28 protein-coding genes are annotated in these 26536 nt (G+C 61.8%); 18 read left to right on the plus strand and 10 right to left on the minus strand.

All coding sequences use genetic code 11. The features are described from left to right. Positions 1-20: 20 nt before the first annotated feature. Positions 21-392, minus strand: coding sequence for a hypothetical protein (locus tag ACTHLA_RS16480; protein WP_440191920.1), 372 nt, complete (start codon positions 390-392; stop codon positions 21-23). A 338-nt stretch (positions 393-730) separates the two neighbouring features. Here ACTHLA_RS16480 and ACTHLA_RS16485 point away from each other — a divergent pair, with 338 nt between their 5' ends. The 3 genes from ACTHLA_RS16485 (at position 731) to ACTHLA_RS16495 (ending at position 4450) form a co-directional block, all read left to right on the plus strand. Beyond that, complete coding sequence (locus tag ACTHLA_RS16485) at positions 731-1918, plus strand: phosphoserine transaminase (RefSeq protein ID WP_440191923.1); 1188 nt, start codon at positions 731-733, stop codon at positions 1916-1918. A gap of 276 nt (positions 1919-2194) precedes the next feature. Continuing rightward, positions 2195-3484 (plus strand): adenylosuccinate synthase, encoded by a 1290-nt coding sequence (locus ACTHLA_RS16490; RefSeq protein WP_440191926.1) that lies wholly within the window; start codon positions 2195-2197, stop codon positions 3482-3484. 108 nt (positions 3485-3592) lie between these two features. Further along, positions 3593-4450, plus strand: coding sequence for a response regulator (locus ACTHLA_RS16495; protein WP_440191929.1), 858 nt, complete (start codon positions 3593-3595; stop codon positions 4448-4450). Here the strand turns inward: ACTHLA_RS16495 and rpoH are convergent. From rpoH to folE, 4 genes are all read right to left on the minus strand, one after another. Next, entirely contained in the window at positions 4447-5373 is a 927-nt protein-coding gene (rpoH, locus tag ACTHLA_RS16500) for an RNA polymerase sigma factor RpoH (protein ID WP_440191932.1), read from the minus strand. The genes ACTHLA_RS16495 and rpoH overlap by 4 nt on opposite strands. Before the next feature lie 265 nt (positions 5374-5638). Then, entirely contained in the window at positions 5639-6700 is a 1062-nt protein-coding gene (locus tag ACTHLA_RS16505; protein ID WP_440191935.1) for an RluA family pseudouridine synthase, read from the minus strand. A 77-nt stretch (positions 6701-6777) separates the two neighbouring features. Then, positions 6778-7224: an ExbD/TolR family protein gene (locus ACTHLA_RS16510; protein WP_440191938.1), complete on the minus strand. Its 447-nt coding sequence runs from the start codon at positions 7222-7224 to the stop codon at positions 6778-6780. A gap of 183 nt (positions 7225-7407) precedes the next feature. Then, positions 7408-8013: a GTP cyclohydrolase I FolE gene (gene folE / locus ACTHLA_RS16515; protein WP_440192021.1), complete on the minus strand. Its 606-nt coding sequence runs from the start codon at positions 8011-8013 to the stop codon at positions 7408-7410. A 331-nt stretch (positions 8014-8344) separates the two neighbouring features. Between folE and cysS the strand changes: the two genes are divergently transcribed. From cysS to ACTHLA_RS16545, 6 genes are all read left to right on the plus strand, one after another. Further along, positions 8345-9751 carry a cysteine--tRNA ligase gene (gene cysS / locus ACTHLA_RS16520; RefSeq protein WP_440191941.1) on the plus strand — a complete coding sequence of 469 codons (1407 nt, stop codon included), beginning with the start codon at positions 8345-8347 and terminating at the stop codon, positions 9749-9751. Beyond that, a complete protein-coding gene (locus ACTHLA_RS16525) occupies positions 9751-10293 on the plus strand; it encodes an SRPBCC family protein (protein ID WP_440191944.1) in 543 nt (180 codons plus the stop codon). Before cysS ends, ACTHLA_RS16525 begins: the two co-directional genes overlap by 1 nt. Positions 10294-10298: 5 nt before the next feature. Next, entirely contained in the window at positions 10299-10727 is a 429-nt protein-coding gene (locus ACTHLA_RS16530) for an iron-sulfur cluster assembly scaffold protein (RefSeq protein WP_440191947.1), read from the plus strand. 122 nt (positions 10728-10849) lie between these two features. Then, complete coding sequence (yidD, locus tag ACTHLA_RS16535) at positions 10850-11086, plus strand: membrane protein insertion efficiency factor YidD (RefSeq protein WP_440191950.1); 237 nt, start codon at positions 10850-10852, stop codon at positions 11084-11086. 118 nt (positions 11087-11204) lie between these two features. Beyond that, a complete protein-coding gene (gene thrS / locus ACTHLA_RS16540) occupies positions 11205-13142 on the plus strand; it encodes a threonine--tRNA ligase (RefSeq protein ID WP_440191953.1) in 1938 nt (645 codons plus the stop codon). Then, positions 13139-14158, plus strand: coding sequence for a glycosyltransferase family 2 protein (locus ACTHLA_RS16545; protein ID WP_440191956.1), 1020 nt, complete (start codon positions 13139-13141; stop codon positions 14156-14158). The genes thrS and ACTHLA_RS16545 overlap by 4 nt, the downstream gene beginning before the upstream one ends. Before the next feature lies 1 nt (position 14159). Here ACTHLA_RS16545 and ACTHLA_RS16550 read toward each other — a convergent pair whose 3' ends face one another. Continuing rightward, on the minus strand, positions 14160-15884 hold the full coding sequence (locus tag ACTHLA_RS16550) for an ArnT family glycosyltransferase (RefSeq protein ID WP_440191959.1): 1725 nt from the start codon (positions 15882-15884) through the stop codon (positions 14160-14162). A 149-nt stretch (positions 15885-16033) separates the two neighbouring features. Here ACTHLA_RS16550 and ACTHLA_RS16555 point away from each other — a divergent pair, with 149 nt between their 5' ends. Genes ACTHLA_RS16555 through ACTHLA_RS16565 form a run of 3 tightly spaced genes read left to right on the plus strand, consistent with a single transcriptional unit; the run spans position 16034 to position 17755 of the window. Continuing rightward, positions 16034-16765 (plus strand): glycosyltransferase, encoded by a 732-nt coding sequence (locus ACTHLA_RS16555; RefSeq protein WP_440191962.1) that lies wholly within the window; start codon positions 16034-16036, stop codon positions 16763-16765. 44 nt (positions 16766-16809) lie between these two features. Next, positions 16810-17325 (plus strand): hypothetical protein, encoded by a 516-nt coding sequence (locus ACTHLA_RS16560; protein WP_440191965.1) that lies wholly within the window; start codon positions 16810-16812, stop codon positions 17323-17325. Positions 17326-17347: 22 nt separating this feature from the next. Continuing rightward, on the plus strand, positions 17348-17755 hold the full coding sequence (locus ACTHLA_RS16565) for a hypothetical protein (RefSeq protein ID WP_440191968.1): 408 nt from the start codon (positions 17348-17350) through the stop codon (positions 17753-17755). Between the two features lie 31 nt (positions 17756-17786). On the opposite strand, the gene ACTHLA_RS16570 is transcribed toward ACTHLA_RS16565, so the two are convergent. Further along, complete coding sequence (locus tag ACTHLA_RS16570) at positions 17787-18050, minus strand: hypothetical protein (protein WP_440191971.1); 264 nt, start codon at positions 18048-18050, stop codon at positions 17787-17789. A 78-nt stretch (positions 18051-18128) separates the two neighbouring features. Next, positions 18129-18764, minus strand: coding sequence for a polyhydroxyalkanoate synthesis repressor PhaR (gene phaR / locus ACTHLA_RS16575; RefSeq protein WP_440191973.1), 636 nt, complete (start codon positions 18762-18764; stop codon positions 18129-18131). 380 nt (positions 18765-19144) lie between these two features. Here phaR and ACTHLA_RS16580 point away from each other — a divergent pair, with 380 nt between their 5' ends. The 3 genes from ACTHLA_RS16580 (at position 19145) to ACTHLA_RS16590 (ending at position 22068) form a co-directional block, all read left to right on the plus strand. After that, positions 19145-20320 (plus strand): acetyl-CoA C-acetyltransferase, encoded by a 1176-nt coding sequence (locus tag ACTHLA_RS16580; RefSeq protein WP_440191976.1) that lies wholly within the window; start codon positions 19145-19147, stop codon positions 20318-20320. A 25-nt stretch (positions 20321-20345) separates the two neighbouring features. Then, positions 20346-21068 (plus strand): acetoacetyl-CoA reductase, encoded by a 723-nt coding sequence (gene phbB / locus ACTHLA_RS16585; RefSeq protein ID WP_440191979.1) that lies wholly within the window; start codon positions 20346-20348, stop codon positions 21066-21068. A gap of 208 nt (positions 21069-21276) precedes the next feature. Further along, entirely contained in the window at positions 21277-22068 is a 792-nt protein-coding gene (locus ACTHLA_RS16590; RefSeq protein WP_440191982.1) for a DUF4908 domain-containing protein, read from the plus strand. Here ACTHLA_RS16590 and gloB read toward each other — a convergent pair. Then, positions 22065-22802 carry a hydroxyacylglutathione hydrolase gene (gene gloB / locus ACTHLA_RS16595; RefSeq protein ID WP_440191985.1) on the minus strand — a complete coding sequence of 246 codons (738 nt, stop codon included), beginning with the start codon at positions 22800-22802 and terminating at the stop codon, positions 22065-22067. The genes ACTHLA_RS16590 and gloB overlap by 4 nt on opposite strands. Positions 22803-22877: 75 nt before the next feature. Here gloB and ACTHLA_RS16600 point away from each other — a divergent pair, with 75 nt between their 5' ends. The 3 genes from ACTHLA_RS16600 (at position 22878) to ACTHLA_RS16610 (ending at position 25359) form a co-directional block, all read left to right on the plus strand. Beyond that, positions 22878-23639, plus strand: coding sequence for a methyltransferase domain-containing protein (locus ACTHLA_RS16600; RefSeq protein WP_440191988.1), 762 nt, complete (start codon positions 22878-22880; stop codon positions 23637-23639). A gap of 41 nt (positions 23640-23680) precedes the next feature. Then, a complete protein-coding gene (locus ACTHLA_RS16605) occupies positions 23681-24181 on the plus strand; it encodes a SixA phosphatase family protein (protein ID WP_440191991.1) in 501 nt (166 codons plus the stop codon). Between the two features lie 110 nt (positions 24182-24291). After that, entirely contained in the window at positions 24292-25359 is a 1068-nt protein-coding gene (locus ACTHLA_RS16610; RefSeq protein WP_440191994.1) for a quinone-dependent dihydroorotate dehydrogenase, read from the plus strand. A gap of 24 nt (positions 25360-25383) precedes the next feature. On the opposite strand, the gene ACTHLA_RS16615 is transcribed toward ACTHLA_RS16610, so the two are convergent. Beyond that, entirely contained in the window at positions 25384-26322 is a 939-nt protein-coding gene (locus ACTHLA_RS16615; protein WP_440191997.1) for an IS110 family transposase, read from the minus strand. Between the last annotated feature and the right edge of the window lie 214 nt (positions 26323-26536).

The raw sequence follows: 26536 nt of genomic DNA on the forward strand, positions 1-26536 counted from the left end.
CTTCGGAGCCAGGTTCAGGATTAACGACGGTTTCCGTCGTGCGCCTGAACGCGGATATGGCCGTTGAGCACGTCGAGCTTGCCATTCAGGGTGGCGATCTCCGAGCGGGTCAGGCCGTGACGGTCATAGGAACGCTTCAGGCGGGCGATGGCGTTCAGCTTGGTTGTCAGGCGGCTGGCTTCGCGCGGGCTCAGGCGATGCGTGCGTTCGCCCATGCGGATGTCTTCGCGTAGATTGCGAATGCGGGCGTCGATCCGGGCGGAAGCGCGCATATCCATCTTGACGGCGATGGGACGCATCGGCGCGGCGGAAGCCGCGGCGGGGATGGAGGCGGCGCCTAAGCCTGCGGTTATCAGAATGGCGGCGGCGATCAGGGTCTTGTGCGTTTTCATGGTCTGGCTCCTTGGTGTATGCCTCGCTGCTCATCAGCGATGACGCCACATTCGCATGCGGCGGCTGAGCCGTTCCTGAACCGTGCGTTTCAAGCCATGTTCATGTTGCGGGCGTGAAAAAGCCGCAATGTCCGGCCCACGCCTGATCTTGTAAGGCGGCGACATGTTGCAGCCCCGACATCGACCTGGCCGGGGTTCTGCGGACGAAAATTATTTTGAAGTTTTTTCGATCCGCGTCGGCGCAAAAAAGGCTTGCCCGTACGGGTATGAAAGCGCATAGGCGGCGCAAGAAAACGCCAGATCCTTCCTGTACCTGATCCTGCCCTAAGGAGTCTCTGATGCCGACCGCCGCCCCGCAAAAGCCGCCGCGTCAGCCCGAACGTCCGTGGTTCTCCTCCGGCCCGACCTGCAAGCGTCCGGGCTGGACTGTCAAGGCGCTGGAAAGCGCACCGGTCGGTCGTTCCAACCGCTCCAAGGTCACGGTGGGCCGCATCCAGCAGGCGCTGGAGCTGACGCGCTCGATTCTGGAGATTCCTGAAGACTATAAGGTCTTCCTGATGCCGGGTTCCGACACCGGCGCGTTTGAAGCCGCCATGTGGAATCTGCTCGGCCAGCGCAGGGTGCAGTTGCTGGCGTTTGAGAATTTCGGCGAGTTGTGGGCCGACGACGCGGTCAAGCACCTGAAACTGGACGCCGAGGTGCTGAAGGCGCCCTATGGCCGTCTGCCGGACCTGGGCAAGATCGACCCGGAGGCCGATCTCGTCTTTCCGTGGAATGGCACGACCTCGGGCGTGCGCGTGCCAAACGGCGATTTCCTGAAAGGGCATAAGGGGCTGGTGCTGTGCGACGCCACCTCGGCGGCCTTCTGCATGGAGTTGCCGTGGCCGGACCTCGACGTCGCGACCTTCTCGTTCCAGAAGGCGCTGGGCGGCGAGGCGGGCATCGGCGTGCTGGTTCTGTCGCCGCGCGCGGTCGAGCGTTTGAATACATGGGAGTCGGGCCGCGCCATTCCGAAGGTGCTGCGGCTCAAGAAGGGCGCGCAGGCGGACGATAAGACGCTGGGCGGCGATGCGATCAACACCTTCTCGTTCATGGTGATTGAGGACTATCTCGATGCGCTGAAATGGGCGACCTTTGAAGGCGGATTGTCGGGTCTGGTCCGGCGCTGCAACAACAATTTCGACGCCCTGGCCGAATGGGTCGAGGCGACATCATGGATCGACTTTGTCGCCGAGGAGGCCGATCAGCGCTCGACGACGTCGGTGTGCCTGAAATTTGTTGATCCGCTGGTGACGGCGCAGCCTTCCGAGGTGCAGGCGAAGCTGGCGGCGAAAATCGCTTCCCTGCTGGAGATCGAAGGCGTGGCGTTCGACCTCAACGGTTATCGCGCCGCGCCGCCGGGCCTGCGGGTCTGGTGCGGCTGCACGGTCGAGACGGACGATATCGACGCCCTGCTGCCGTGGCTGGACTGGGCCTATGCCGAGGCGCTGGCGGCGTTGCAGGCCGAAGGTCTGGTTGCTGTTTAAGGATTAACCACGAAATACACGAAAAGGGCGAAGCCTCCCATGGTAAGCCGGGCTCCGCCCTTTCTTATTTCGTGCTTTTCGTGTCTTTCGTGGTCCGAAATCTTCCTGAAAAAAACAGGTTACACGCCCTGATTCCTGCTCTATAGGGTGCTACCCGTGAAATCCGGGCCGTGTGCGGCCCTTCAGTGTGGCCCTATCCCGCAAATCCGAACGCTCATGGCCTGTCAGGCCGGGCGTCGCCTTGCGCGACGGCCTTTCTTTTTGCGGGAGTTTCCCTTGGCGAATGTGACGGTGATTGGCGCTCAGTGGGGCGATGAGGGCAAGGGCAAGCTGGTTGACTGGCTGTCCAATCGCGCCGATGTCGTGGTGCGCTTTCAGGGCGGACATAATGCCGGTCATACGCTCGTCGTCGGCGACAAGGTCTATAAGCTCAGCCTTTTGCCATCGGGCGTGGTGCAGGGCAAGCTCAGCATCGTCGGCAATGGCGTGGTCATCGACCCGTGGGCGCTATTCGCCGAAATCGCCCGTGTGGAGGCGCAAGGTCTGAGCATCACGCCGGACCTGCTGGTCATCGCCGATAACGCCTGCCTGATCCTGCCGATCCATTCCGAACTCGACATTGCGCGCGAAGCCGCAGCGGGCGCGGGCAAGATCGGCACGACCGGCCGCGGCATCGGTCCGGCCTATGAAGACAAGGTCGGCCGCCGCGCTATCCGCGTCGCGGACCTTGAGGATTTCGACGCCCTGGGCGCCAAGATCGACCGGCTGCTGGCGCACCACAATCCGCTGCGTCAGGGCCTCGGCCTGCCCGAAGTCGATGTCGCGGGCCTGCTGGGCAAGCTGAAAGAGATCGCGCCGCGCCTTCTGTCGCATGTCAAACCGGCCTGGTATGTGCTGGACAAGGCCAAGGCCGAGGGCAAGCGCATCCTGTTCGAGGGCGCGCAGGGCGCTCTGCTCGATATCGACCACGGCACCTATCCGTTCGTCACCTCGTCCAATACGGTCGCCGGTCAGGCCGCTGCGGGCTCCGGTATGGGGCCGAAAAGCGTCGGCTATGTGCTGGGCATCCTCAAAGCCTATACGACGCGCGTCGGCTCCGGGCCTTTCCCGACCGAGCTGTTCGATGAGGTCGGCAAGGGCATCGCCGAGCGTGGGCATGAGTTCGGCACGGTGACGGGCCGCGCGCGCCGCGTCGGCTGGCTGGACGCGGTGCTGGCGCGCCAGTCGATCGCCATCAACGGCATTGACGGCATCGCCCTGACCAAGCTCGACATTCTCGACGGCATTGATGTGATCAAGGTCTGCGTCGGTTATAAGGTCGGCGACAAGGTGCTGGACTACCTGCCCGCCGGGTTTAAGGCGCAAGCCGGGATCGAGCCGGTCTATGAGGAGATGGAAGGCTGGTCGCAAAGCACGCAGGGCGCGCGCTCGTGGAAAGACCTGCCGGGCAATGCGGTCAAATATGTCCGCCGCATCGAGGAGCTGATCGGCGCGCCGGTCGCGCTTTTGTCCACATCGCCTGAGCGAGAAGACACCATTCTGATGCGCGACCCGTTTCAGGACTGACGGTGAGGGGGGAGGGCGCGTTTAGACGCGGTTAACCTTACCGTCTAAGCGAATCTTTACGCAGTTGCAGTAAGGTCTCCGGCGAAACAAAGAATTTGTTGGTCGCCCATGTTTGCTCTTGATCCCAAATTGCAGGCCCGCCTGCGCCAGCACATGAGCCGTGTGCTGATCCTCGAAGGCAATCCCGCCTATGCCCGTATGCTGGCGGATATGCTGCGCGTGCTGGGGGCGGAGAATATCGTCATCGAATCGGATGACCGTAAAGCCGCCGATCTGTTGCGCGACCTTGATCCGCACCTGATCATCACCGAATATAAAACGGCGAAGATCGACGGCGTCGAATTTACGCGCAAGCTGCGCCACAGCCGACTGCACTGCAAGGCCGCGCCGGTCCTGATGGTCAAGGCCGACATCACGCTGGACGAACTGAAGGAGGCGCGCAATTGCGGCGTCCACGAGGTTCTGAAAAAGCCGTTCGCCTGGCAGGATCTGCTCAGCCGCCTGCAAAACGTGTTGCTGAAACCGCGCGAATGGATTGAGGTCGCCACCTATACCGGCCCTTGTCGTCGCAGCTTCAACACCGGCGATTACAAGGGCGCGAAGAAACGCAAGGGCGATGGCGGTGGCTTACGCGTCGCGGTCGAAGAAGCTGTGCGTTTGCTGCGCGCTTCGCTGGATGTGTTCGATCAGGACGCCGCCGCCGCCATGGCCTCAATCATGCAGCAGATGCAGATCATCGTCCCGGCCTGCAAGATGATCAAGAACACCAAGTTCACCAACGCCGCTTCGCATATCGTTCATGCGCTGCGCAACAAGGCCTTGTCGCGCGATCTGCTGGAGCCGCACGTCACCGCCATGATGGAAGGCTTGGGCATGGACAAGTCCGCCGCCGCGAAAAAGCTGGCGGAAGAGCTGTTTGGCGACGCGCCGGAGGCGCCGGAGCCGGATAATCGGCTGGCGGTTTAAGCGGGCGTCGCCGCCTGATTGGCGCTGACCATCGCTTTTTGCAGCTTTTCAAAGGCGCGCACCTCAATCTGACGCACGCGCTCGCGCGACACGCCAAAGCGTTCGGCCAGGTCTTCCAGCGTGGTCGGATTATCCTTGAGGCGGCGTTCGGTCAGGATTTCGCGCTCGCGGTCATTGAGTTCGCCCATCGCCGCCTGCAACAGTTCCATGCGGATGTCGTATTCCTCGGCGTCGGCCAGCACGGTTTCCTGCGACACCTGCTTGTCATCGACCAGCCAGTCCTGCCATTCGGACTCGCCTTCCGAAGCGCGCAAGGGCGCATTGAGCGACGAATCGGGCGAGGACATGCGCCGGTTCATATTGATGACGTCGGTTTCGGATACGCCCAGCTTGGTGGCGATCTGCTCGACCTGATCGTGGCGCAGATCGCCTTCTTCCAGGGCCGAAATTTCCGACTTCACCTTGCGTAGGTTGAAGAACAGCTTCTTCTGCGCGGCGGTCGTGCCCATCTTCACCAGCGACCATGAGCGCAGCACATATTCCTGTATCGACGCCTTGATCCACCACATGGCGTAGGTGGCCAGACGGAAGCCGCGCTCCGGGTCGAACTTCTTGACCGCCTGCATCAGGCCGACATTGCCTTCGGAAATGACTTCGCCGACGGGCAGGCCATAGCCGCGATAGCCCATGGCGATCTTGGCGACCAGACGCAGGTGTGAGGTCACCAGCTTGTGCGCGGCCTGCGGATCCTGATGTTCCTGCCAGCGCTTGGCCAGCATGAATTCCTCGTCCTTGGCCAGCATCGGGAATTTGCGGATTTCCGACAGATAGCGGTTGAGGCCGCCATCGGGCGTCAGCGAGGGCAGGCTGCCCAGATTGCTGCCAAGATTGCTTGACGGGGACAGGGCCACAGATGTCGTCATCGGCGTTTCGCTTTCAGGTCGGGAGTCTGACATATCGGAAGGAGAGCCAGAAGGAGAAAACGTGTCGGACATAAGACCGTCTCCATAGTCTGCGAAGGGGGAGCGCAGCAGGAATGGACAGTCTTATGCCCGACAACTGCGCTTAGATTTAGGTAGGCTTGCGACGAAAAAAAGACCCGGAAGGTGAAAAACTGTACGGAGGTGGACAGATTATCACGCCGAGCGGGCATGGCGGCATCACTTATGGGTGAGTGCGCTGCACAATTCAGGCTTCATCTTCGTCATCCTCAAGGCTCCAGTCGTCGTCATCCCAGTCGTCCTCATCAACCGCTTCGTGGCCATACATGGCGCGCAGGGCGTCGAGCAGGGCGGCCATGTCGTCGGGCAGGGGCGCGCGGAAGCGCAGCTTTTTGCCGGTGATCGGGTGGACGAAACCCAGTACGGCGGCGTGCAGGGCCTGACGCGCGAAGCCGAGATCTTTCAGGATGGTCTGAACATCGCGGTGCGGCGCGCCGGAGCCATAGACCTGATCGCCGAGGCAGGGCGCGCCCAGATGCGCCATATGCACGCGAATCTGATGCGTGCGGCCCGTCTCCAGCTTGCAGGTCAGCAGGGCGGCCAGGGGTTTGGTATCGCCGAAGACTTCATCGACCGCGTAATGGGTGATGGCTTCGCGTCCGCCGCCGCGTAACACCGCCATCTTCTTGCGGTCGTGATGCGAGCGCCCGATGCGGGTATTTACTGTGCCCTTGACGTAGCGCGGCGCGCCGCGCACCACGGCGTTATAGGCGCGGTCGATATCGTGGCGGGAAAACAGCTCGCTCAAGGCGCGGTGCGTCACATCCGTCTTGGCGGCGACCAGAACGCCGGAGGTATCCTTGTCGAGCCGGTGAACGATGCCGGGGCGTAAGACCCCGCCGATACCGGACAGGGTATCGCCGCAATGATACAGCAGGGCATTGACCAGCGTGCCGTCCGGCGTGCCGGGCGCCGGGTGGGCGGCTATGCCGGCGGGCTTGTTGACCACGATCAGATGTTCGTCTTCATAGAACACCTCCAGCGGAATGTCCTGCGGCTCCGGCGCGGCGCCGACCGGGGCAGGGACCGAAAGCTCATAGCGACCGGGCCGCGCCTTGTGCTTGCCATCGCGAATTGTCTCGCCTTCAAAGCTCAGGCGGCCCTCGCCGATCAGGACTTGCAGACGTGCGCGCGACAGGTCGCTGAACGCCGCCGCCAATACGCGGTCAAGCCGGTCGCCCGCTCCGTCTGCGCCGATTTCGGCGGTCAAAACGGTTGCGTCGTCGTCAAGGTCTTCGGAATCGGACAATGGGGCGGTCCTCAAAAAGGAAAACACCGGACGCCAGCAGCGCCCGGTGTTTTGATCCTGTCGCGCTAGGCGAAGGCTTAGATGACGTCTTCGGTGATCAGGCCGACCTTGACGTAGCCGTTCTGTTGCAGCTTGTTCAGCACCTTCACGAAGTCTTCGTAATGGATGTCCTTGTCGCCGCGGACCAGAACGCGCTGTTCGGAGAGCGGCGTACCCGGATCGGTGCGCATCAAAGCCGCGGCGACATCGGGAATCAGGGTCGCCATGCTGGTCTTCTGCGCGCCGATATATATGTCGTCCGGCCCCATGATCGAGACGAACACCGGATCGTGCTTCTTCTCATTGCTGGGCGGGGACTTGGCGGGCGGCAGGTCGAGCTTGATCGACACCTGCGCGGGCGGAATGGTCGTCATAAAGATAATCAGGAGCACCAGCATGACGTCCACGAAGGGCGTCACGTTGATGTCCGAGTTTTGCTGCACGGTGTATTTGCCACCGCCGCCGCCGCCGAGCTTTGCGCCCATGAAACACTCCCTAGTTGCGCCGCAGGCGGCGAGCGCCGCGGGCCAGTAAATTCACTCGGTCACGACAAGAGGCGCGTCAAACGCCTGCGAGCGGACCGGTCGGGGTCGATTTAGACCGAGGCGAGATTAATTGTAAAGACCTTCTGTGGCGAAAAAGCCGCAAGCCGCGATAAGTTTTCGATCCTATTTGCGGGTCAGGTTCAGGAATCGCTCCTGAAGCGCCAGATCGGTCTTGAACACGCCCGTGAAGCGCGTCGTCACCGTCGTGACATTCTTGTGGTGAACGCCGCGCGTGGACATGCACTGATGCTCGGCGTCGATCATCACCGCCACGCCCAGCGGCGCCAGCGATTCTTCAATCGCGTCGGCGACCTGCTTGGTCATGGTTTCCTGGGTTTGCAGGCGCTTGGCGAAGATTTCGACGACGCGGGCGATCTTGGAGATGCCGACGACCTTGCTGGTCGGCATATAGGCGACCCAGGCCTTGCCCAGAAACGGCGCCATATGGTGTTCACAGTGCGATTCGACGTCGATTTCGCGCAACATGACCATGTCGTCATAACCCTGCACGTCTTCGAAGGTGCGCGACAGCTCCTTGGCCGGATCGGCCTGATAGCCCTGGAACCATTCTTCATAAGCGTCCACGACGCGCTTGGGCGTGTCGATCAGGCCTTCGCGTTGCGGGTCGTCGCCGGCCCAGGCCAAAAGGGTGCGCACGGCGTCCATGGCCTCTTCCCGCGTCGGGCGGTTGGTAAAGGTGGCGACGCTCTTGGGCTTGGAGGCCCCCATCAGGCTGGTTTCCGAAAAGGCGGGGCGCGAGTCCAGACTATCCATGTTCAATCTACAATTCCCTTGAGGGCCGAGTGGCGCCGGAGCGACGGCTCCGGAAATGACGCGTGGCATCCCTCATTGAAGACACCCCGGCGGCGATCCTGCCGTCAGGATGAGACGGAAGCTGTCAGCAACAGCGACCGTTACACAAAACTCTATATCGGCTCTTATACCCCATTTTGCCACGCCTGGATCATCAAAGATGGGCGATTTGGCATGGCGTCGAGCCTATGTGGCGTCTATATGGGAGGATGCCCTGCAATTACAACCGATTTCGCCGACGCCGCATATGACACTACGTATTCACGACACCCTTCGCGGCGAAAAAATCGCCTTCGAGCCGCGCGATCCGAAGCGCGTGACCCTGTATGTCTGCGGGCCGACCGTCTATAATTACGCCCATATCGGCAATGCGCGCCCGGTCGTGGTGTTCGACGTGCTGTACCGTCTGCTGCGCCATCTTTATGGCGAGGACCATGTCGTCTATGCGCGCAACATCACCGACGTGGACGACAAGATTAACAAGAAGGCGATGGACGAAGGCGTCGATATCTCAGTCATCACCGAGCGCTACGCCAGAATTTATAATGACGACATGACGGCGCTGAACGCGCTGCCGCCCAATCATCAGCCGCGCGCCACCGCGCACATGGGCGAGATGGTGGCGATGATCGAAGACCTGTTAGAGCGCGACATGGCCTATGTGGCGGACGGCGAGGTCTTGTTCCGCGTCTCGGCCTGGGATCGCGGCGCGGGGCGGTACGGTCAGTTGGCCAAGCGCTCGCTCGACGACATGATCGCCGGGGCGCGCGTCGAGGTGGCGGGCAACAAGGACGCCGCTGCCGACTTCGTGCTGTGGAAGCCGTCCAAGCCGGGCGAACCGGTATGGGCGGGGCCGCAAGGCTTACCGGGCCGTCCGGGCTGGCACATCGAATGTTCAGCCATGAGTGAGGCGGTGCTGGGCCTGCCGGTCGACATTCATGGCGGCGGGCAGGATCTGATCTTTCCGCACCACACCAATGAGATCGCCCAGTCCTGCGCCGCCCACGGGCACGACGATCCGGCGGCCTATGCAAGATACTGGATGCATAATGGTTTTCTCGACTTCTCCGGCGAGAAGATGAGCAAAAGCCTTGGCAATGTCGTGCTGGTGCATGATCTGATCAAGGACTATCCGGGCGAGGTGATCCGCTGGGCCTTGCTGAGCGGGCATTACCGGTCGCCTTTGAACTGGACGCCGGAATTACTGGAGCAATCGAAGAAGAATTTGGATTATCTGTACGGCATTTTGTTGCGCGCAAAGCATGTTCAGCCGGATGAAACGGACGAAGAAAGCTTCGATGAACTGCTTGATGACTTAAATACGTCTGGGGCGATGTCTCGACTCTATCTGTTGGCAAAAAGCGTTGAACTATCCTCGCAAAATCCAGATGTGATCAGCAATGATAAAGGTAACTTCCTTGCCTTAGCCAACATCCTCGGCATCTTGCAACAAGACCCGGAGAAGTGGTTCAAGCACGGCGCCACGGACGATCTGTCGGCGCAGGTCGAAGACCTGCTTAAACAACGCGCTGAGGCGCGGGCGGCGAAGAACTGGCCGGAGGCGGACCGTATCCGCGATGCGCTCAATGCGCTGAATGTCGAGGTGATGGATTCCCCGACCGGCCCCACCTGGAAACTGAAGGCGAGCGTCTGATGTCGGTAAAGGTTGAACAACGCATCGGCATCACCGCGCCGGTGGACGATGTCTATGATATCCTCACCGATATCGAAAACTGGCCGACCTGGAGCCCGATCCACAAGGCCGCCTCCGGCGAGGTCAAGTTCGGCGCGCCGGTGCGACTGGAGGAATATTATGAGGGGCTGGGCCTCTGGGAACAGGAAGGCGCGGTCGGGGAATATCAGCCGCTGTCGCACATCCACATCTATATTCCGCGTCCGTTCTACGCCGGTCGCCTGATCCGCTTTTTCGAGGTCGATGTGCTGTCGGAGACGGCGACCTCGTTCTCGGTCGGCGCACTGTTCGACGGCTTCCTGTCCGAACGCGAAGGCAAGCGCTATCGTAGTTATCTGCGCCAGGGCTTTCAGGCCTTTGCGGAGGCGCTGAAGGCCAAGGCCGAGGCGGAGACCGATCCCACCAAGCCGCACGCCCGCATCACCGTGCCGGAGCCGCCGACCCTGCCGAAAAAGCCGCCGGTGTGGCAGAGACAGGCGCATTTCTGGGGCAAGAAGAAGTAACGTCAATGATTGACGAACTCTATTCGCGCGAAATTCTGCGCCGCACGACGCAACTGAAGCATGTCGGCCATCTCGACGCGCCGGACGGTCAGGCGGACCGCGTGTCCAAGCTGTGCGGCTCCAGCATCCATGTCGAGGTCAAGATGGACGGCGACCGGATCGCCGATTTCGCGCAGCAGGTCGAGGCCTGCGCCCTGGGGCAGGCCAGCGCGGCGATTCTCAGTCAGACCGTGCTTGGCGCGTCTGTGGATGAGATTCGCGCCGGGCGCGATTCGCTGCGCGCCCTGCTGAACGGGGAGGCGACGCAGATACCGGCGCGGTTCAGCGATCTGCGCATTCTGGAATCGGTCAAGGATTTCCCCGCGCGCCATACCTCGACCCTGCTGGCCTGGGAGGCGACGCTGGCGGCGATAGGTGCGGCGCAGCAAAAATAGACGTTTATTTATCACTACCCTCTTGTCATGCGCGCAAAAATACGTTCCTATGGTTGTGTTCCGCGGGGGCGAACATGGCAGGGGGTTGACGATTTTTCTCTTTTTCTTCAATGAGACGCAGCATGACGTCGCTGTACGAACGCTCGGTGCGCGCGGGGCTGAAAGCCTATAAGCTGACCCTGTCGCCCTATATCGGGCAGGCCTGCCGCTTCCGGCCGACCTGTTCAGAATATATGGCCGAGGCGCTGATCGTTCACGGTCCGCTCAAGGGCGGTATGCTGGGTGTGCGGCGGATTTGCCGCTGCCGTCCCGGCGGGGGTCATGGTTTCGATCCGGTGCCGAAACGGATCGGGACATAGCCGTTTCATCGGACCTGTTTCGCCTGTCTGACGCAGGACCACATGGAATCTTTATAAATTTTATTGCGCGATGAAGCCCGCCGTAAGGGCTACAGGTCGCCAGACTGAGAGTAATGACATGACGATCGACGTAACCTTTCCCGACGGCGCGCAACGCAGCTTCGAGGCAGGGACAACCGGCAGGGCCATCGCCGAAAGTCTGTCGAAATCGCTGGCCAAGAAGGCCGTCCTGATCAAGCTGGACGGCGAACTCCGCGACCTTGACCGGCCGCTGGAGACGGGGGGGAAGTTGGAAATCCTGACGCGCGACGCGCCGGAAGTTCTTGAGGTCATTCGTCACGACACGGCCCACATCCTGGCCGAGGCGGTGCAGGAGCTGTTTCCCGGCACGCAGGTCACGATCGGCCCGTCGATCGAGGACGGCTTCTATTACGACTTCGCGCGCGACGAACCGTTTTCGACGGACGATTTCGCGAAGATCGAAGCGAAGATGCGCGAGATCGTCGATCGCGATGAAAAGATCGTGCGCGAGGTCTGGGACCGCAACGCGGCGATCCAGCACTTCGAATCCATCGGCGAGGCCTATAAGGCCGAGATTATCCGCGACCTGCCCGAAGGCGAGACCATCACCGTCTATCGTCACGGCGAACATTGGAAAGACCTGTGCCGCGGGCCGCACCTGCCGTCGTCAAAAGCCATCGGCAAGGCGTTCAAGCTGACCAAGCTGGCCGGCGCCTATTGGCGCGGCGATCATAACAATGCGCAATTGCAGCGCATTTACGGCACCGCCTGGGCCAATGAGGCCGATCTCGAAGCCTATATCACCCGCATCGAGGAGGCCGAAAAGCGCGATCACCGCCGTCTGGGCCGTCAGATGGATCTGTTCCACATGCAGGAAGAGGGCCGGGGCATGGTGTTCTGGCATCCGCACGGCTGGACGCTGTGGCGGACGCTGGAGGCCTATATGCGCCGCCGCCTCGATGCGGGCGGCTATGTCGAGGTCAAGACGCCGCAGGTCCTGGACCGCTCCTTCTGGGAGAAGTCGGGCCATTGGGACAAATATCGCCCCAACATGTTCGTCTGCGAAACGGTCGAGGGCGAGGTTCTGTCGCTCAAGCCGATGAACTGCCCCGGCCATGTGCAGATTTTCAAGGTCGGCCTTCGCTCCTATAAGGAGCTGCCGATGCGCATGGCCGAATTCGGCGCCTGCCACCGCTACGAACCGTCGGGCTCGCTGCATGGCCTGATGCGCGTGCGCGGCTTTACGCAGGATGACGCCCACATCTTCTGCCGCGAAGACCAGATCGTCGAGGAGACGGAGAAGTTCATCCGCCTGACCCGCATGATCCATAAGGATCTCGGCATGGAGACGCACCGCATCAACCTGGCCACGCGCCCGGAGATTCGCGCCGGCTCCGACGAGTTCTGGGACCGCGCCGAAGGCATGCTGGCCGAGGCGGCCAAGGCGGCGGGCGTCGAACCGGTGATTGCGGAGGGCGACGGCGCCTTTTATGCGCCCAAGCTCGACTTCATCGTCAGGGACGCCATCGGCCGCGAATGGACCTGCGGCACGCTGCAACTCGACTATGTGCTGCCGGAACGTCTTGAAGCCGAATATGTCGCCGAGGACGGCTCGCGCCAGCGCCCGGTCATGCTGCACCGCGCGATTCTGGGGTCGTTCGAGCGCTTTATCGGCATCATGATCGAGAACTATGCCGGACGCTTCCCGATGTGGCTGGCCCCGGTGCAGGTGGTGGTCGCGCCGATCACCTCGGACGCCAATCCTTACGCCGAAAAGGTCGCTGAGGCGATGCGCGCGGCGGGCCTGCGCGTCGAGACCGATCTGCGCAACGAAAAGATCAATTACAAGATCCGCGAACATTCTTTGGCCAAGGTTCCGGTCATCGCCGTGGTCGGTCGTAAGGAGGCCGAGACCGGCGAGGTCGCGCTGCGCGTCCTGGGCGCCGAAGGTCAAACCATACTCACACTCGATGCAGCCGTGGCTAAGTTGCGCGAGGAAGCAACGCCTCCCGATCTCAAGGCCTTACCTGCATGACCCATCTGCCGCCCAGCGTTATCGACCTTCTGAAAGCCCGCAAGCTCGAAACCAGCGAAGCGCGCTACTTCATGTCGCATAGCGACATGACGTTCGAGAACGATTCGGCGGCCGATGGCGAGGACGGTGTGACGGTCATCATGACCATCTACCATACTGGAAAAGTGCTGTTCGACGCCATCGACAGCGTGCTGTGCGAACCGCGCGTAACGCAGTTCATCCTGATCGACAACGGCTCGTCGGATAAAACGCAAGTCAAGCTTCGTGATCTGGCGGCGGCCTATAGCCATATTCTGCTCGTGCAGGGGCAGGGCAATATAGGTTTTGCGCGCGCCGCCAACCTGGGCGCGCACCTGGCCAATCAGCCCTGGCTGGTCTTCCTCAATCCCGACGCCCGATTGCAGCCCCAATGCGTGCCGAATCTGATCGCGGCGGCGAAGGACGCGCCGTCACCGTGTGTGGTCGGCGCGCGTGTGCTCAACCCCGATCTCAGTGAGCAGCGCGGCGCGCGGCGCGGAGAGGTTACGCCGGTGACGACCTTGCTGTCGCTGACGCGGCTGAGTCAGATCGCGCCGTTCCTGCGGCGCTTCGAGATCCACCGCGAGTTTGACGACTTGCCGTTATCGCCCTATCCGGTCGCAACCATCTCCGGCGCCTGCTTTTGTATGGCCAAGCGCGACTTTGCGCTGCTGAAAGGCTTCGATTCCGGCTTCTTCCTGCATGTCGAGGACGTCGATCTGTGTTGGCGCGCGCGTGAAATGGGCGGCGTCGTGCTGTTCCATCCCAGCGCCGAGGTCGTCCATGAAGGCCATACCTCGCGCGCCGAACCGATGTTCGTTGAGTGGAACAAGGGCAAGGGGCTGGCGCACTACTTCCACAAACGCGCCAAAGGTAAGGGACTGTGGCGGCGCGCCTATGTCTGGGCGCTGGTTCCGCTGATCCTCGGCGTTTCGGTGCTGCGCGCTATGACGCGCGCGCGATTGCGCGAAGACGAGGACGACTTCCCCGCCGAATGAGTCAGTCCACCGCCGTGTCCGGCGGATTGTCGTACAGCGTCAGAGACACGTCATGGCCATTGTAATTATGGCCCTTGACCACGGTGACCGGGTGCGGTTGCAGCCCTTCGGCCTTGGCGGCGCTCTGGAAGGCGGTCTCGAAACGCGAATCGACGAACACCGGGCGACCGTCGCTCAGCGCGTCCGCGGCGGCCTTGGCGTCGTCATTGTCCAGTTCGGTATTGGTTCCCATGGCGAAGACGAAGCTCGGTTCGGCATAGCCCAGAACGGCGACCGGACCGGCGACAATGCCCCCGCGCGGATCGAGATGGCTGCGCACCAGCGCCTGTTCCATCATCTTTGACACCCACAGGGGCTGCAATTGCGCCAGCAGACCGACAAGGGCGAGATGCGCGATGGCGCCGCCCGCCAGAAGGGCGCCGAAGCCGACGCGGTCGGGCGAGGCGGATCGGCGCAACAATCTCAGACCGCCAAAACCCGCCAGGCCGACGGCGCCGATGACGGTTAAAACAACACATATGAGGGCCAGGAAACCATGACCGTACATGACGTAGCCGATCACGGCGGCGGCGGCGATCAGCAGTCCGCCCAGGACGCCCGCCGCAATGTTCAGGACATTCGCCCAGGTTTTGCGCGGCATATCCATGCCGATGGCGCACAGCCAGATCAAGGCGCCGAAGGTCGGCAGCGGATAGTGCGGCAGCTTGGTCGGCGACAGTTCAAACACGATAAAGGCGGGCAGGAACCAGGCGATGGCGAAGCGCACCGCCGCCTCATGCCGCCGACTGATCGCGGCCTGTACGGCGCCGCCCAGCAGCCAGGCCGCCGGGAATAGGGTGATCGGCAAAAGACCTAAATGATAGCCCGGCCACATGAAATGGCCCTCTGAGCCGCCGTCCAGCTTGCTGGCGAGGTCGTGTCCGATGGCGCCGACCCAGAACTGGCCGTCCGATTTCACCGTGATCGCCACGAACCATGGGCCGCACAGCAGTAGAACCAGGATCAGCCCCCAGCCCCAGCCCAGGCTGCGCACCCAGCGAATCTTGCGATCCCAGCCCCAGAGCGCAAAGATCGTCGTCGCCAGGATCATTGGGCCGATCGGCCCCTTAATCATGATCGTCCCGGCCAGGGACAGCCAGAACAGCAGCTTGATCCCCTTCATCTTTGGCTTGTCATCGCCTGGGCCGAGATCGCGGTTGCGTAAATAGACCTGCGACAGGCAGACCATCATCAGCGTCGTCAGGCCGCACAGGACGGCGTCGGTCTTGGCGATAAAGGCTTCGGTGGACAGCATGAAGCTGACGGCGAACAAAAGGCCCGCCTTGGCGCCGATGCGCGTGCCGAAGGCGCGCGACGCGCCCCAGGCGCAGGCGAAGGCCGCCAGCGCCGCGCCGAGCATGGATGGCCAGCGATAGGGGAAAACCTGACGCTTTTCGACCTTCGAGGTCAGCTTGACCGCCAGGGCCTGCAGCCAGTGAATGCCGACGGGCTTCTTGTAGCGGGGGACGTCCTGTACGTTGATGTCGATATAGTCGTGCGTCTCCAGCATCTGCGACGTCGCCTGCACAAAGCGCGATTCGTCGCGATCGAGCGGCGGCATGATCAGCGCGCAGGGCAGGGCGACGGCAATCGCCAGCAGGGCGGCGATCAGCGGCCCGCGCCGCCCCTTGGCGACCAGTTGCGGCAGGGCGGCTTGGAACCGTTGCAAAAGGTCGCTTGCGGCCATGGGGCTCAGTCCTCTGGTCTGGTCGTTTGGACGATGGCTGTTTACGCTGACCGGCAAGTCAGGTAAGAGGCGGAAATTCAATACGGGCAAGACCTTAATGTTCAAGGCCCTAAATGGACATAACCATCGTTTTTCGCGCGAGTTCCTGAATGGCCCTGATCGTTTCTGCCGTGGCGCCCGTCTATAACGAAGAAGGCGCCTGCGTACAAGTCGCGCAGGAGATCGCGCAGGCCTTCACGGAGGCCTTCGGCGCCGACGGATTCGAGATCGTCATGGTCGATGACTGCAGCACCGACGCCACCCTGGCGCGGTTGCAGGCGGCGAAAGCCGACCTGCCGCAATTGCGCGTCCTGCACCATGCGCGCAACGCGGGCAAGAGCCGCGCCATGCGCACCGGCGTCTTCGCCGCCCGCGCCGATCTGATCGTCACGCTTGACGGCGACGGTCAGAATCCGGCGGTGGACGCGGCGCGCCTCGTGCAGAAGCTGTCTGTGGCTCTGCCGGAGGTCGGCATGGTGGCCGGACAACGCCGCAACCGTCAGGATACAGCGTCGAAGAAGTGGGCCTCGCGCACCGCCAATGCGATCCGCAAGTCCCTGCTGAAAGACGGGTCCGACGACACGGGCTGCGGCCTGAAAGCCTTGCGTCGCGAGGTTTTCCTGCGTCTGCCCTATTTCGATCAGATGCACCGCTATCTGCCGACACTGGTGGCGCATCAGGGTTTTTCGACCCTGTTCGAGCCGGTCGATGATCGCCCGCGCGCCACAGGTCAGTCGAAATATACCAACCTCGGACGTTTAGCCGTAGCCTTGACCGACCTGCCCGGTGTACTATGGTTAAACAGCCGTCAGCGCAATTGCGGCCCGGTCAGCGAAATCTGATCGACAGCGAGACGCGCGTCGCGCTGCCACGCGAGGATGAGGTTATGGCCGTTGATCGTGATCTGATTGCCAAAGAAGCTGCAATCGGCATGTATGACGAGCCGCCGCATCGTGACGAGAAGAGGGGGTCCGCCTTGCTGGTTGCGTTTCCTTTGCTGCTGATTCCAGTGGCCATCTACAATCTTCTGGCCATTATCGCCATGCTGGGCGGGACGGACGGCGGCTCCGCCTACGGCGTCACCACCCAGGTGCTGTTCAACCTGCCCATGCCGTCGGCGGGTACGCACTGGGCAGTCAGCATCGGCGATATTATCCTGTTCGGCGCCCTGATCTGCCTGTTTTTCGAACTGCTGAAATCGACCAAGTCCGACCGCGTGGCCATCGTCAACCATTCCTTGTCGATGATCCTGTTTATCGTCTGTCTGGTCGAATTTCTGCTGCTGCGCCCGTTCGCGACCTCGACCTTCTTCCTGGTCACGACCATGACCTTGATGGATGTGCTGGCCGGGTTCATCGTCACCGCGATTTCGGCGCGTAAGGATATCGACTTCGGCCATTAGCCCTGCGACAGCATGTGCGTTTTTGCATCTATCCGAATACCGTGAAGATCAGCGCCACCACGAAGGTGTCAAAAGCCAGCGTCATGAAACGCATGGGATGGGGTTTGGTGAAAGTGAAAAGACGGGACACCTGATATTCCTTGGCAAAGATGTCTTGAGCATTGCAAGGAATGTGCCGACAAATCGGATGACTGGATTTTCAAAAATGACAGCTTGTGACTGGGTGATTTTAATAGCTTTTATAGCTTACGGAGGCTGGCGCTTCTTTAGAGCGGCGATGCTCGGCAGGGAAAAATACGGCATTGCCGAATTCTACAAAGCAAATTCGCCAGTTAGCTTCTGGCTGCTTATTGTATTTGATGGAGCAATATTTTTTGGTGGTATTATATTGCTTGGACTTTTGCTAAGCAAAAATCTGGGAATATTGTAACATCGGCTTTATATTTAATGAGGTTTAAACCTCAGATTTCCGTGCGGGTGACGCGGCCCGGACGCGGGCGGCGGTCATTCTGGCCGGAATATTCCGACTGCAGGTAGGAGGCTTTTGCCCGCTCCAGCATGTCGGGGCCGCCTTTGAGACCGCGCTTTTCGCCGCCGCTCAGCAATTGCGCCGCATAGGGGCCTTCCGCCGCCTGACCGCGTCCGCGACCGGCGCGAACGCGCGGCGCGTCATGATCCACTCTGGGACCGGCGGGAACGGGTAATTGCGAAGACTCATGGCTCATAAGCGTCATTGTCTCCGCAATTGGTGAAGAGTCAATTGTCTTAACCCTTCGTTAACCACCTTTATCGGGGAGAAGCGCTTAGCCCTTCTGCGCCAGCTTATCGATCTGCGCCTTCATGGCGGCCATCTGCTCGCGCAGGTCGCGCACCTCATCGCTGTCGCGCGCGGCGTCGGGTTCCGGCGCGGCGGCGCTTGGCGCGGCGCCCATATTGGCCCCCATGTTGGCGCCGTTATTGGCGAACGAGAACGGCGAGAACATGCGCATGGCGCGGTCGAACATGGCCAAATTCTGCGCCACCTGCTCGTCGAAGAAGCCGAGGCCGGGCGTGCCGCCGAAAGCCTGCTGGAACTGCGAGCGGAAACGCTCCTGCTGTTTGGCGAAACCGTCCAGCGACATTTCCAGATAGGTGGGCAGCAGGTTCTGCATGGAATCGCCGTAGAAGCTGATCAACTGACGCAGGAACTGTATCGGCAGCAGGTTCTGGCCGCGGCTTTCTTCCTCGAAGATGATCTGGGCCAGCACCGAACGGGTGATGTCGTCGCCGCTCTTGGCGTCGAACACCACGAAGTCCACGCCTTCGCGAACCATGTCGGACAGGTTGTCCAGCGTCACATAGGAACTGGTGGCGGTGTTGTACAGCCGACGATTGGCGTACTTCTTGATGATGACGCGCTCGCCATCGCCCCTCTTGGCCCTGGTCTTGGTTTCACTCATATCCTGCTGTTCCCAGATCTTGAAAGTCCAGATTATTCAGGTTTGCAACTGCGTTGTCGCGCTGCAACCTGACACCACACTAAACCCTTTTTCGCCCTTGCGTAAAGAGGGGGCGTGATTGGATGAAATAGAGTGATAAATCAATTGATTGCTTTAATTTGCGCCTGCGATCACGACAAAAGTGATATTGCGCGGCGCCGCCTGCACAAAAACGCAGCCGCAAACCCCGGCAGGACTTCATTGTGCGCCTTGCGCCGCGCAAAAAAACATCGCTTACCTATCAGGCCTATCAAGGTTATATCATCGCCTTGATTTACAGCGTCAGGCGCCGTACCCCAATCGGCATATTATTTCGGGATTAGCCAGAGGAAGCTGCGCCCATGTCCAATGAAGTCGTCATCGTCTCCGCCGCCCGCACCCCGGTCGGCTCGTTCTTAGGTTCACTGGCCGCCCTGCCGGGCCATGAGCTTGGCGCGCACGCCATCAAGGCGGCGGTCGAACGCGCAGGCCTCGCGCCCGCCGATGTGAACGAAGTCATCCTTGGTCAGGTTTTACAGGCGGCGCAGGGGCAGGGCCCGGCGCGTCAAGCCTCGGTCAAGGCGGGCGTGCCCTATGAAAGCCCCGCCTGGTCGATCAACCAGATCTGCGGCTCCGGCCTGCGCGCGGTCGCTCTGGGCGCGCAGCAGGTCGCGCTCGGTGAAAGCGCGATCGTCGTGGCGGGCGGGCAGGAGAGCATGTCGCTGGCCGTTCACGCCGCCTATATCCGTTCGGGTCAGAAGATGGGCGACCTCAGCATGGTGGACACCATGATCAGGGACGGGCTGTGGGACGCCTTCAACAACTATCATATGGGCACGACCGCCGAGAACATCGCCACGAAGTGGGGCATCAGCCGTCAGGAGCAGGACGAATTCGCCGCCGCTTCGCAGAACAAGGCCGAGGCCGCGCAGAAGGCTGGTCGGTTCGATGAGGAGATCGCCCCGGTCACCATCAAGGGCCGCAAGGGCGATGTGGTGGTCGATAAGGATGAGTTCATCCGTCACGGCGTCACGGCGGAAAGCCTGTCGGGTCTGCGCCCGGCCTTCTCCAAGGACGGCACGGTCACGGCGGGCAATGCGTCGGGTCTCAATGACGGCGCGGCGGCTGTGGTGCTGATGTCGAAGGCTGAGGCCGATAAGCGCGGCCTGAAGCCGCTGGCGCGCATTGTTTCCGCGGGCATTTCCGGCGTCGATCCGGCGATCATGGGCACCGGACCGATCCAGGCGGTGCAAAAGGCGCTGAACAAGGCGGGCTGGAGCGTCAATGATCTCGACCTGATCGAGGCCAACGAAGCCTTCGCCGCGCAGGCGATTAGCGTCAACCGTGAACTGGGCTGGGATCTGGCGAAGGTCAATGTCAATGGCGGCGCCATCGCCATCGGCCACCCGATCGGCGCGTCGGGCGCGCGCATCCTGACCACGCTTCTGTTCGAACTGAAACGTCGCGGCGGCGGCAAGGGCATGGCCACGCTGTGCATCGGCGGCGGCATGGGCGTCGCTTTGGCCGTCGAAGCTTAAACGACTTATTTAGGAGAGACTGGGAATGGGTAGAGTAGCACTGGTTACGGGCGGCACGCGCGGCATCGGCAAGGCCATCGTCAAGCGTTTGAAGGATGCGGGCCTGACGGTCGCCGCCGGTTATTCCGGCAATGAGGAAGCGGCCAAAAAATGCGCCGAGGAACTGGGCGTCATGGTCGTCAAGGGCAGCGTCGATAACTTCTACGACTGCAAGCGCTGCGCGCATGAGGTCGAGGCGGCGCTCGGCCCGATCGACGTGCTGGTCAACAATGCCGGCATCACGCGCGACGGCTTCTTCCACAAGATGACGCTGGAGCAGTGGCAGGACGTGATCCACACCAATATGGACAGCGTTTTTAACATGACCCGTCAGGTGATCGAAGGCATGCGCGAGCGCGGCTATGGCCGCATCATCAACATCTCGTCGATCAATGGTCAGAAAGGGCAGGCGGGCCAGACCAACTATTCCGCCGCCAAGGCGGGCATGATCGGCTTCACCAAGGCGCTGGCCATGGAGTCGGCGGCCAAGGGCATCACGGTCAACTGCGTGGCTCCCGGCTACACCTCGACCGAAATGGTGTCGGCCATCGCCCCTGCCGTGCTGGAGAAGATCGTTGCGGGCATCCCTGTCGGGCGCCTTGGCACGCCGGAAGAGGTCGCCGAAATCTGCGCCTTCCTGGCCTCGGACATGGCCTCGTTCATCACGGGCGCGACCATCGCCGTCAATGGCGGCCAGCACATGCTCTGAGGGTTTCGGCCCGCACGATGTGCCCGCACGATGTGCCTGCACGACGTGCCCGCACGATGTGTATGTATCAAGGCGCGGAAGCTACGGTTTCCGCGCCTTTTTCGTGGCGGGCGGATGGTGTCATGGCGCCTGTTCCGCCGCAAAGAATCTCCATATCGGTCTTAAATCCGCCCAAGTCAGAACCTAGCTGTTAAGACAAATGAACAAGATGGCGGCACATCATCTGACAAGGCTTTGCGGCGTCGTTTTGCTGCTGGGCGCTATGCTCGGCGCAGGCGCGGCGCAGGCGCAATTGTCGCATTCCCTGCGCGAAGCCATGTTCGGCAAGAAGGCGCAGGATACGCATTCCGCCGCCTTGCCCGCCGTCGGCCATTTCGTTTCTGAGGACGGCGACGGCTTCGTCTTCGACCAGACCCACGCCACAGCCCTGATCCGTTTCGACGGCGATGACGAAACCTGGGTTCTGACCCCGTCTCCCGGCCCCAAGGGCGACGTCATCTACAGGAACGATGTCGGCGAGCCGGTGCTGAAGGCGTCGCGCTGGGGCGGCCTGACCCTGTTCACCGACGACCGCCCGATGGGCGATCCGGCCTCGGTCAATGGCAAGGCGGACGCCTTTATCCCCGGCCATATGTCGCCCACCGCCCTGTTTCAAAGCCTGGTGCGCGCCAGCCGCCGCGTCAGCCTGGCCGTCGGGCGTAATTTGGGCTTCGACGCGCCGGACGTGACGCCGGGGGCCGACTATATCTACGCCGACGCGGCTCAGGTCACCGCCGACGCCCTGAGCCATATCGCCAGCCAGCCCCGCGGTCGCAAGGCGCTCGACCCGGTGCGCGGCGTGCAGTTCATCGAAGGCCGCCCGCCCAGCGCTACGCTCGATAACGGCGTACTGGTGCTCAAACTCGATGTCGAGCGCGGTCTGTGGGGCGGCCACGTCTCGTCCAAGCGGATCGCCAATGTGGTGATGGCGTCATATGGCGTCACCGACGCGGGCCGTTAAAAGCGGTCCTTGGCAGCGCGCAGTTCGCCGAATTTCGCCGCCTGAGCGGCCAGATCTTTCTCTTTTAGCGGCCAGACCAGAAACGGGTTGGTGGTCAATTCCTCCGCCACCGTCGCTGGCACCGTTGGCAGAGTCTCGTCGCGCAAATGGCGCGCCCGTTCGCCGCGCGCCTTGAGCGCCGTATTCACCTCAAGGCTTTCGGCGAATTTCAGGCTGGCCAGCGTATATTCGTGCGCGCTGTACAGCATCGTATCACCGGGCAGGGCTATGATGCGCCTCAGGCTGGCCCACATCTGCTCCGGCGTTCCCTCGAACAGCCGTCCGCAGCCCAGCGGGAACAGGGTGTCGCCGACAAAGGCGACGGTATCGGATGCGCTGTAATAACCGATATGGCTTAGCGTATGACCGCCGAGATCGAGAACCTGCAACTCCGCTTCGCCCAGACGAAAGACATCGCCGGGCTTCAGTTCGTGATCGAGCGGCGCGATCCGCCGCACTTCGCCGGGTCCGTAAATCGCGCAACCTGTACGCGCCTTGATGAGCGCATTGCCGCCCGCATGATCGGGGTGCCAATGGGTGTTGAGGATAAAATCCAGCCTGCGTCCGTCCAGCACCCGCAGCATGGCCGCAGGCTCCGGCGCGTCGATCATGGCGGTTCGACCACTGGCGGCGTCGGTGATCAGAAAGCCGTAATTGTCCTGCAGGGCCGGGAACATCTCGATTTTTAGCGCCATGTTCACATTCTCTCCTGCCAAATCCGCGTCCGCCTCTTATATAGAGACCTTAAACGCCACCGCAAAGGACGCGCCTTGCGCCGCACCGTCGAAGACCTCAACCGCTTCTATGCTTCGCCCGAAGGCGCGACAGTGCGCCGCCTGATCGGCGCCAAGCTGGCCGAGGCCTGGCCGGACATGCGCGGACTGGACGTGCTGGGGATCGGCTATTGCACGCCCTATCTCGATCAGTGCGTGGAGCCGCGCCGCGTCCTGTCGGCCATGCCGGGCGGGCAGGGCGCCGAGATATGGCCCGCTGACGCCAGGGTGCGCTCGGTGCTGGTCGAGGAGGAGGCGCTGCCGTTTCCGTCGGCCCTGTTTGACCGTATTCTACTGATGCACGCGCTTGAGGAATCCCCGTCCCCGCACAGCCTGCTGGCCGAATCGGCGCGGCTGTTGTCGGCCAATGGGCGGCTGATCATCGGCGTGGCGGCGCGCGGCGGTTTCTGGGCGCACGCCGAGCGCACGCCGTTCGGCTATGGCCAGCCTTACAGCCGGATGCAGCTTGAGGCCGCCTTGCGTGACGCCGAACTGGAGCCGCTGGCCTGGTCCTATGCGCTGTACGCGCCGCCGTGGAGCGCGGTGCGGCGCTGGGCCGCCCCGCTGGAGCGCGTCCTGCCTGCCCTTTGGCCGATCAGCGGCGGTCTGATTCTGATGGAGGCGGCGCGGCGTCCGTTCGTGGCGCGGGCGCGCACGGCGCAGAAATCGCTGCTGAAAGACATTCAGGGCGCTCTGGCTCCGGTTCCCGCGCCCGGCGCCCTGCCGACCCCGACCTCGCGCACGCCGGAACAGGCGTAAGCCCGATTGCTCCCGTGGCGATTCTGCGCCATAGGAAGGGCATGAAACAGCTCGTCATCATGCGTCACGCCAAGGCGGAAAAAGCCCCCGCCGGGGGCGAGGATTTCGACCGTCCGCTGGCCGAACGCGGGCGCGAGGAGGCGGTATCGGTCGCGCGCGCGCTTCTGGCCTATGGCGTCAAGCCCGACTTCGCTTTAGTGTCGTCGGCGAAGCGTACGCTGGAGACCTTCCGTCAGGTCGAGAGCGTTATGGGCGAGATTCCGGCTTTGATTGGCAAGGATTTGTATAATGCGAGCGCCGACGTCCTGCGCCGCGCCATCGAAACGCACGAGAAGGAGGGCCAGTGCGTGCTGGTCGTCGCGCATAATCCGGGCGTGCAATATCTGGTCGCCGACTACCTGTTCGAGGGCGCCGCCTCGCCGGACATTGTGGGCAAGGTGCAGAACGGCTATCCGACCGCGACCGCGACTGTGTTCGAGGTCGATGTCGCGGGACGCCCTGTCTATGACGGCATCTATCTGGCGAATTCCAGTCGTGCTTGAACACGGCTGGCAACCGCGACTGCGCGCCCGAGCCTATGCGAGGAGAGCCCCAATCTTTGCAGATCAGCGCGCAAGGCGCGCATCGGCGATTGAACGCAAGGAAAAAAGTTATGTATAAAATCGCCACGCGCGCTCTGCATGTCCTTCAGCCTGAGGATGCGCATACACTGACCATGTTGCTGCTCAAGGCCGGTCTGGGGCCGACGTCGCAGCTATCGACGCCCGAACTGGCGGTCGATCTGGCCTATGACGGCGGCGTGCTGCATTTTCCCAACTGTGTAGGGCTGGCGGCAGGTTTCGACAAGAACGCCGATGCGCCCCTGGCCATGATCCGCGCCGGATTTGGTTTCGTCGAGTGCGGCACCGTCACGCCGCTGCCGCAGGCGGGCAATCCGAAACCGCGTCTGTTTCGCCTGACGGAAGATCGCGCGGTCATCAACCGCATGGGCTTTAACAATAAGGGTCTTGAGGTGTTCGAGCGCCATCTGGCACAGATCGCGCCGCGCAAAAAGGATGCGGTGATCGGCCTCAATATCGGCGCCAACAAGGACGCCGCAGACCGCATGGCCGACTATGTCACAGGGTTGAAGCGTCTGTGGGGCATGGGATCGTATTTCACCATCAATATTTCCTCGCCCAACACGCCGGGCCTGCGCGCCCTGCAAGGCAAGTCGCATCTCGACGAGTTGCTGGACCAGATTGCGGAGACGCGCGCGGCCCTGGCCAAGGTGACCGGCAAAAACTACCCTATCTTCCTCAAGATCGCGCCCGATCTGAGCGAGAGCGAGATCAATGACAGCGTGGCCTCGACCATGGCGCACGGGCTGGATGGTATGATCGTCTCCAACACCACCCTGTCGCGCGAGGGGCTGCGCTCGCCTTTGCAGGCCGAGAGCGGCGGCATGTCGGGCGCGCCGCTGTTTGCGCTGGCGACACAGGCTCTGCGCATCGCGCGGGCGGCTTCCGGCGGCAAGTTGCTGCTGATCGGCGCGGGCGGGATCGCCTCCGGCGCCGACGCCTATGCGAAGATTCGCGCCGGCGCGTCGCTGGTGCAACTCTATTCCATGATGGTCTATGAAGGCCCCGGTATCGCCGACGCTGTCCGCCGCGACCTTGCGGCGCGGCTGCGTGCGGACGGGTTCCGTTCGGTCGGTGAAGCGGTGGGGACGGGACGTTAGAACCACGGAAAGTATCCGTTATGGTCAAGCGTTAAGATCAATCCATTTTTTGTTTTTTCTGAGCAGCACGTTTGCGAGGATGGTGAGTTTTCGCATCACCGCGGTTATGGCGACCTTTGCGGGTTTTCCGGCTGCTGTTAGTCTCTGGTACATTGCCTTGAAGTCTGTGTTGTACCGGCACGCGACCAATGCTGGCATGTAGAGGTTGTGCCTGAGGTCGCGCCGCCCGCCTTTGATGGAGGCGCGGCCCGCCCTCGTTCCGGATTCTCTTGTCATTGGGGCAACGCCCATCAGGGCGGCAGCTTGTTTGTTATCGAGCGTACCGAGTTCCGGCATGTCGATAAGCAAGCAGAAGGCCGCGATTTCTCCTATTCCAGGGATACTCAGAAGGATATCGAAGCGTGTTTTCAGTGTCTGACTTGCGGTTATCCGCGTACGCAGCTCTGCCTCTATTGCCTCCATCTGGTCTTCGATCTGCTTGATCCTGGCGGTGTTTTGCTTCCTGAGCAATGCGATCAGCAGGCCTTCGGCTCGATTTTTGGCAGCCGTGATATCCTTGATCAGGGCGCGGCGCGCTACAAGCAGCTCCCGCATGTCTTCAAGCTCCAGACTGACCGGCACATAAAGGCTGGGCTCTAAGGCCTGGCCCATCCTGGCCAGCATCTGGGCATCGACGCGATCGGTCTTGGCCAGTCGCCCGCTAGCTTCGGCAAACCGCCTGGCTTGGCGCGGATTGATCTTCGATAACGGTAAGCCAGCCTGGCTCAGGGTTCGTTCGAACTGGCGATGATAACGGCCTGTCGGCTCATAGACGATCCGCTCGACAGATGCGGACCTCAGCCAGTGAACAAGCACTTTCAGGCCCGCCTTGTCGTAAGCAAAGCGTCGGTAAACCCCATCAGGCAAACGAAAAACGTCGAGATGTGTTTTCGAAATATCGACGCCATAGGTAAAACATGTCATGATTTCCATCTCCTCGGCTTGTCATGCGGGCCTAAAAGCCCCGTATCCGTGCAGGTTGCTGGAGGTGAAAGGAAACGACCCTACTTTCCGACGGTTCTTGGAACCCAACACGAAACGGTCCGAATCCTTCCGTCGTGACTGGGGTGGCTGCCCCGGTCACGACCGTTCATGTCTAGCCAAAATGAACACACAAACCATGAGACAAGCACGGAAA

The organism is Asticcacaulis sp. (genome assembly GCF_051956075.1).
Taxonomy (GTDB): Bacteria; Pseudomonadota; Alphaproteobacteria; order Caulobacterales; family Caulobacteraceae; genus Asticcacaulis.

Bases quoted from the DNA above. Each gene is read 5' to 3' on its own strand.
- phbB (WP_440191979.1), top strand. From the start codon at position 20,346: ATGGGTAGAGTAGCACTGGTTACGGGCGGCACGCGCGGCATCGGCAAG.
- folE (WP_440192021.1), bottom strand. From the start codon at position 8,013: ATGGGGGCCTCCAAGCCCAAGAGCGTCGCCACCTTTACCAACCGCCCG.
- cysS (WP_440191941.1), top strand. From the start codon at position 8,345: ATGACACTACGTATTCACGACACCCTTCGCGGCGAAAAAATCGCCTTC.
- ACTHLA_RS16555 (WP_440191962.1), top strand. From the start codon at position 16,034: ATGGCCCTGATCGTTTCTGCCGTGGCGCCCGTCTATAACGAAGAAGGC.
- ACTHLA_RS16545 (WP_440191956.1), top strand. From the start codon at position 13,139: ATGACCCATCTGCCGCCCAGCGTTATCGACCTTCTGAAAGCCCGCAAG.
- ACTHLA_RS16610 (WP_440191994.1), top strand. From the start codon at position 24,292: ATGTATAAAATCGCCACGCGCGCTCTGCATGTCCTTCAGCCTGAGGAT.
- ACTHLA_RS16485 (WP_440191923.1), top strand. From the start codon at position 731: ATGCCGACCGCCGCCCCGCAAAAGCCGCCGCGTCAGCCCGAACGTCCG.
- thrS (WP_440191953.1), top strand. From the start codon at position 11,205: ATGACGATCGACGTAACCTTTCCCGACGGCGCGCAACGCAGCTTCGAG.
- ACTHLA_RS16615 (WP_440191997.1), bottom strand. From the start codon at position 26,322: ATGACATGTTTTACCTATGGCGTCGATATTTCGAAAACACATCTCGAC.
- ACTHLA_RS16590 (WP_440191982.1), top strand. From the start codon at position 21,277: ATGGCGGCACATCATCTGACAAGGCTTTGCGGCGTCGTTTTGCTGCTG.
- ACTHLA_RS16605 (WP_440191991.1), top strand. From the start codon at position 23,681: ATGAAACAGCTCGTCATCATGCGTCACGCCAAGGCGGAAAAAGCCCCC.
- rpoH (WP_440191932.1), bottom strand. From the start codon at position 5,373: ATGACGACATCTGTGGCCCTGTCCCCGTCAAGCAATCTTGGCAGCAAT.
- ACTHLA_RS16510 (WP_440191938.1), bottom strand. From the start codon at position 7,224: ATGGGCGCAAAGCTCGGCGGCGGCGGCGGTGGCAAATACACCGTGCAG.
- yidD (WP_440191950.1), top strand. From the start codon at position 10,850: ATGACGTCGCTGTACGAACGCTCGGTGCGCGCGGGGCTGAAAGCCTAT.
- ACTHLA_RS16495 (WP_440191929.1), top strand. From the start codon at position 3,593: ATGTTTGCTCTTGATCCCAAATTGCAGGCCCGCCTGCGCCAGCACATG.
- ACTHLA_RS16580 (WP_440191976.1), top strand. From the start codon at position 19,145: ATGTCCAATGAAGTCGTCATCGTCTCCGCCGCCCGCACCCCGGTCGGC.
- ACTHLA_RS16550 (WP_440191959.1), bottom strand. From the start codon at position 15,884: ATGGCCGCAAGCGACCTTTTGCAACGGTTCCAAGCCGCCCTGCCGCAA.
- phaR (WP_440191973.1), bottom strand. From the start codon at position 18,764: ATGAGTGAAACCAAGACCAGGGCCAAGAGGGGCGATGGCGAGCGCGTC.
- ACTHLA_RS16525 (WP_440191944.1), top strand. From the start codon at position 9,751: ATGTCGGTAAAGGTTGAACAACGCATCGGCATCACCGCGCCGGTGGAC.
- ACTHLA_RS16560 (WP_440191965.1), top strand. From the start codon at position 16,810: ATGGCCGTTGATCGTGATCTGATTGCCAAAGAAGCTGCAATCGGCATG.
- ACTHLA_RS16530 (WP_440191947.1), top strand. From the start codon at position 10,299: ATGATTGACGAACTCTATTCGCGCGAAATTCTGCGCCGCACGACGCAA.
- ACTHLA_RS16570 (WP_440191971.1), bottom strand. From the start codon at position 18,050: ATGAGCCATGAGTCTTCGCAATTACCCGTTCCCGCCGGTCCCAGAGTG.
- gloB (WP_440191985.1), bottom strand. From the start codon at position 22,802: ATGGCGCTAAAAATCGAGATGTTCCCGGCCCTGCAGGACAATTACGGC.
- ACTHLA_RS16480 (WP_440191920.1), bottom strand. From the start codon at position 392: ATGAAAACGCACAAGACCCTGATCGCCGCCGCCATTCTGATAACCGCA.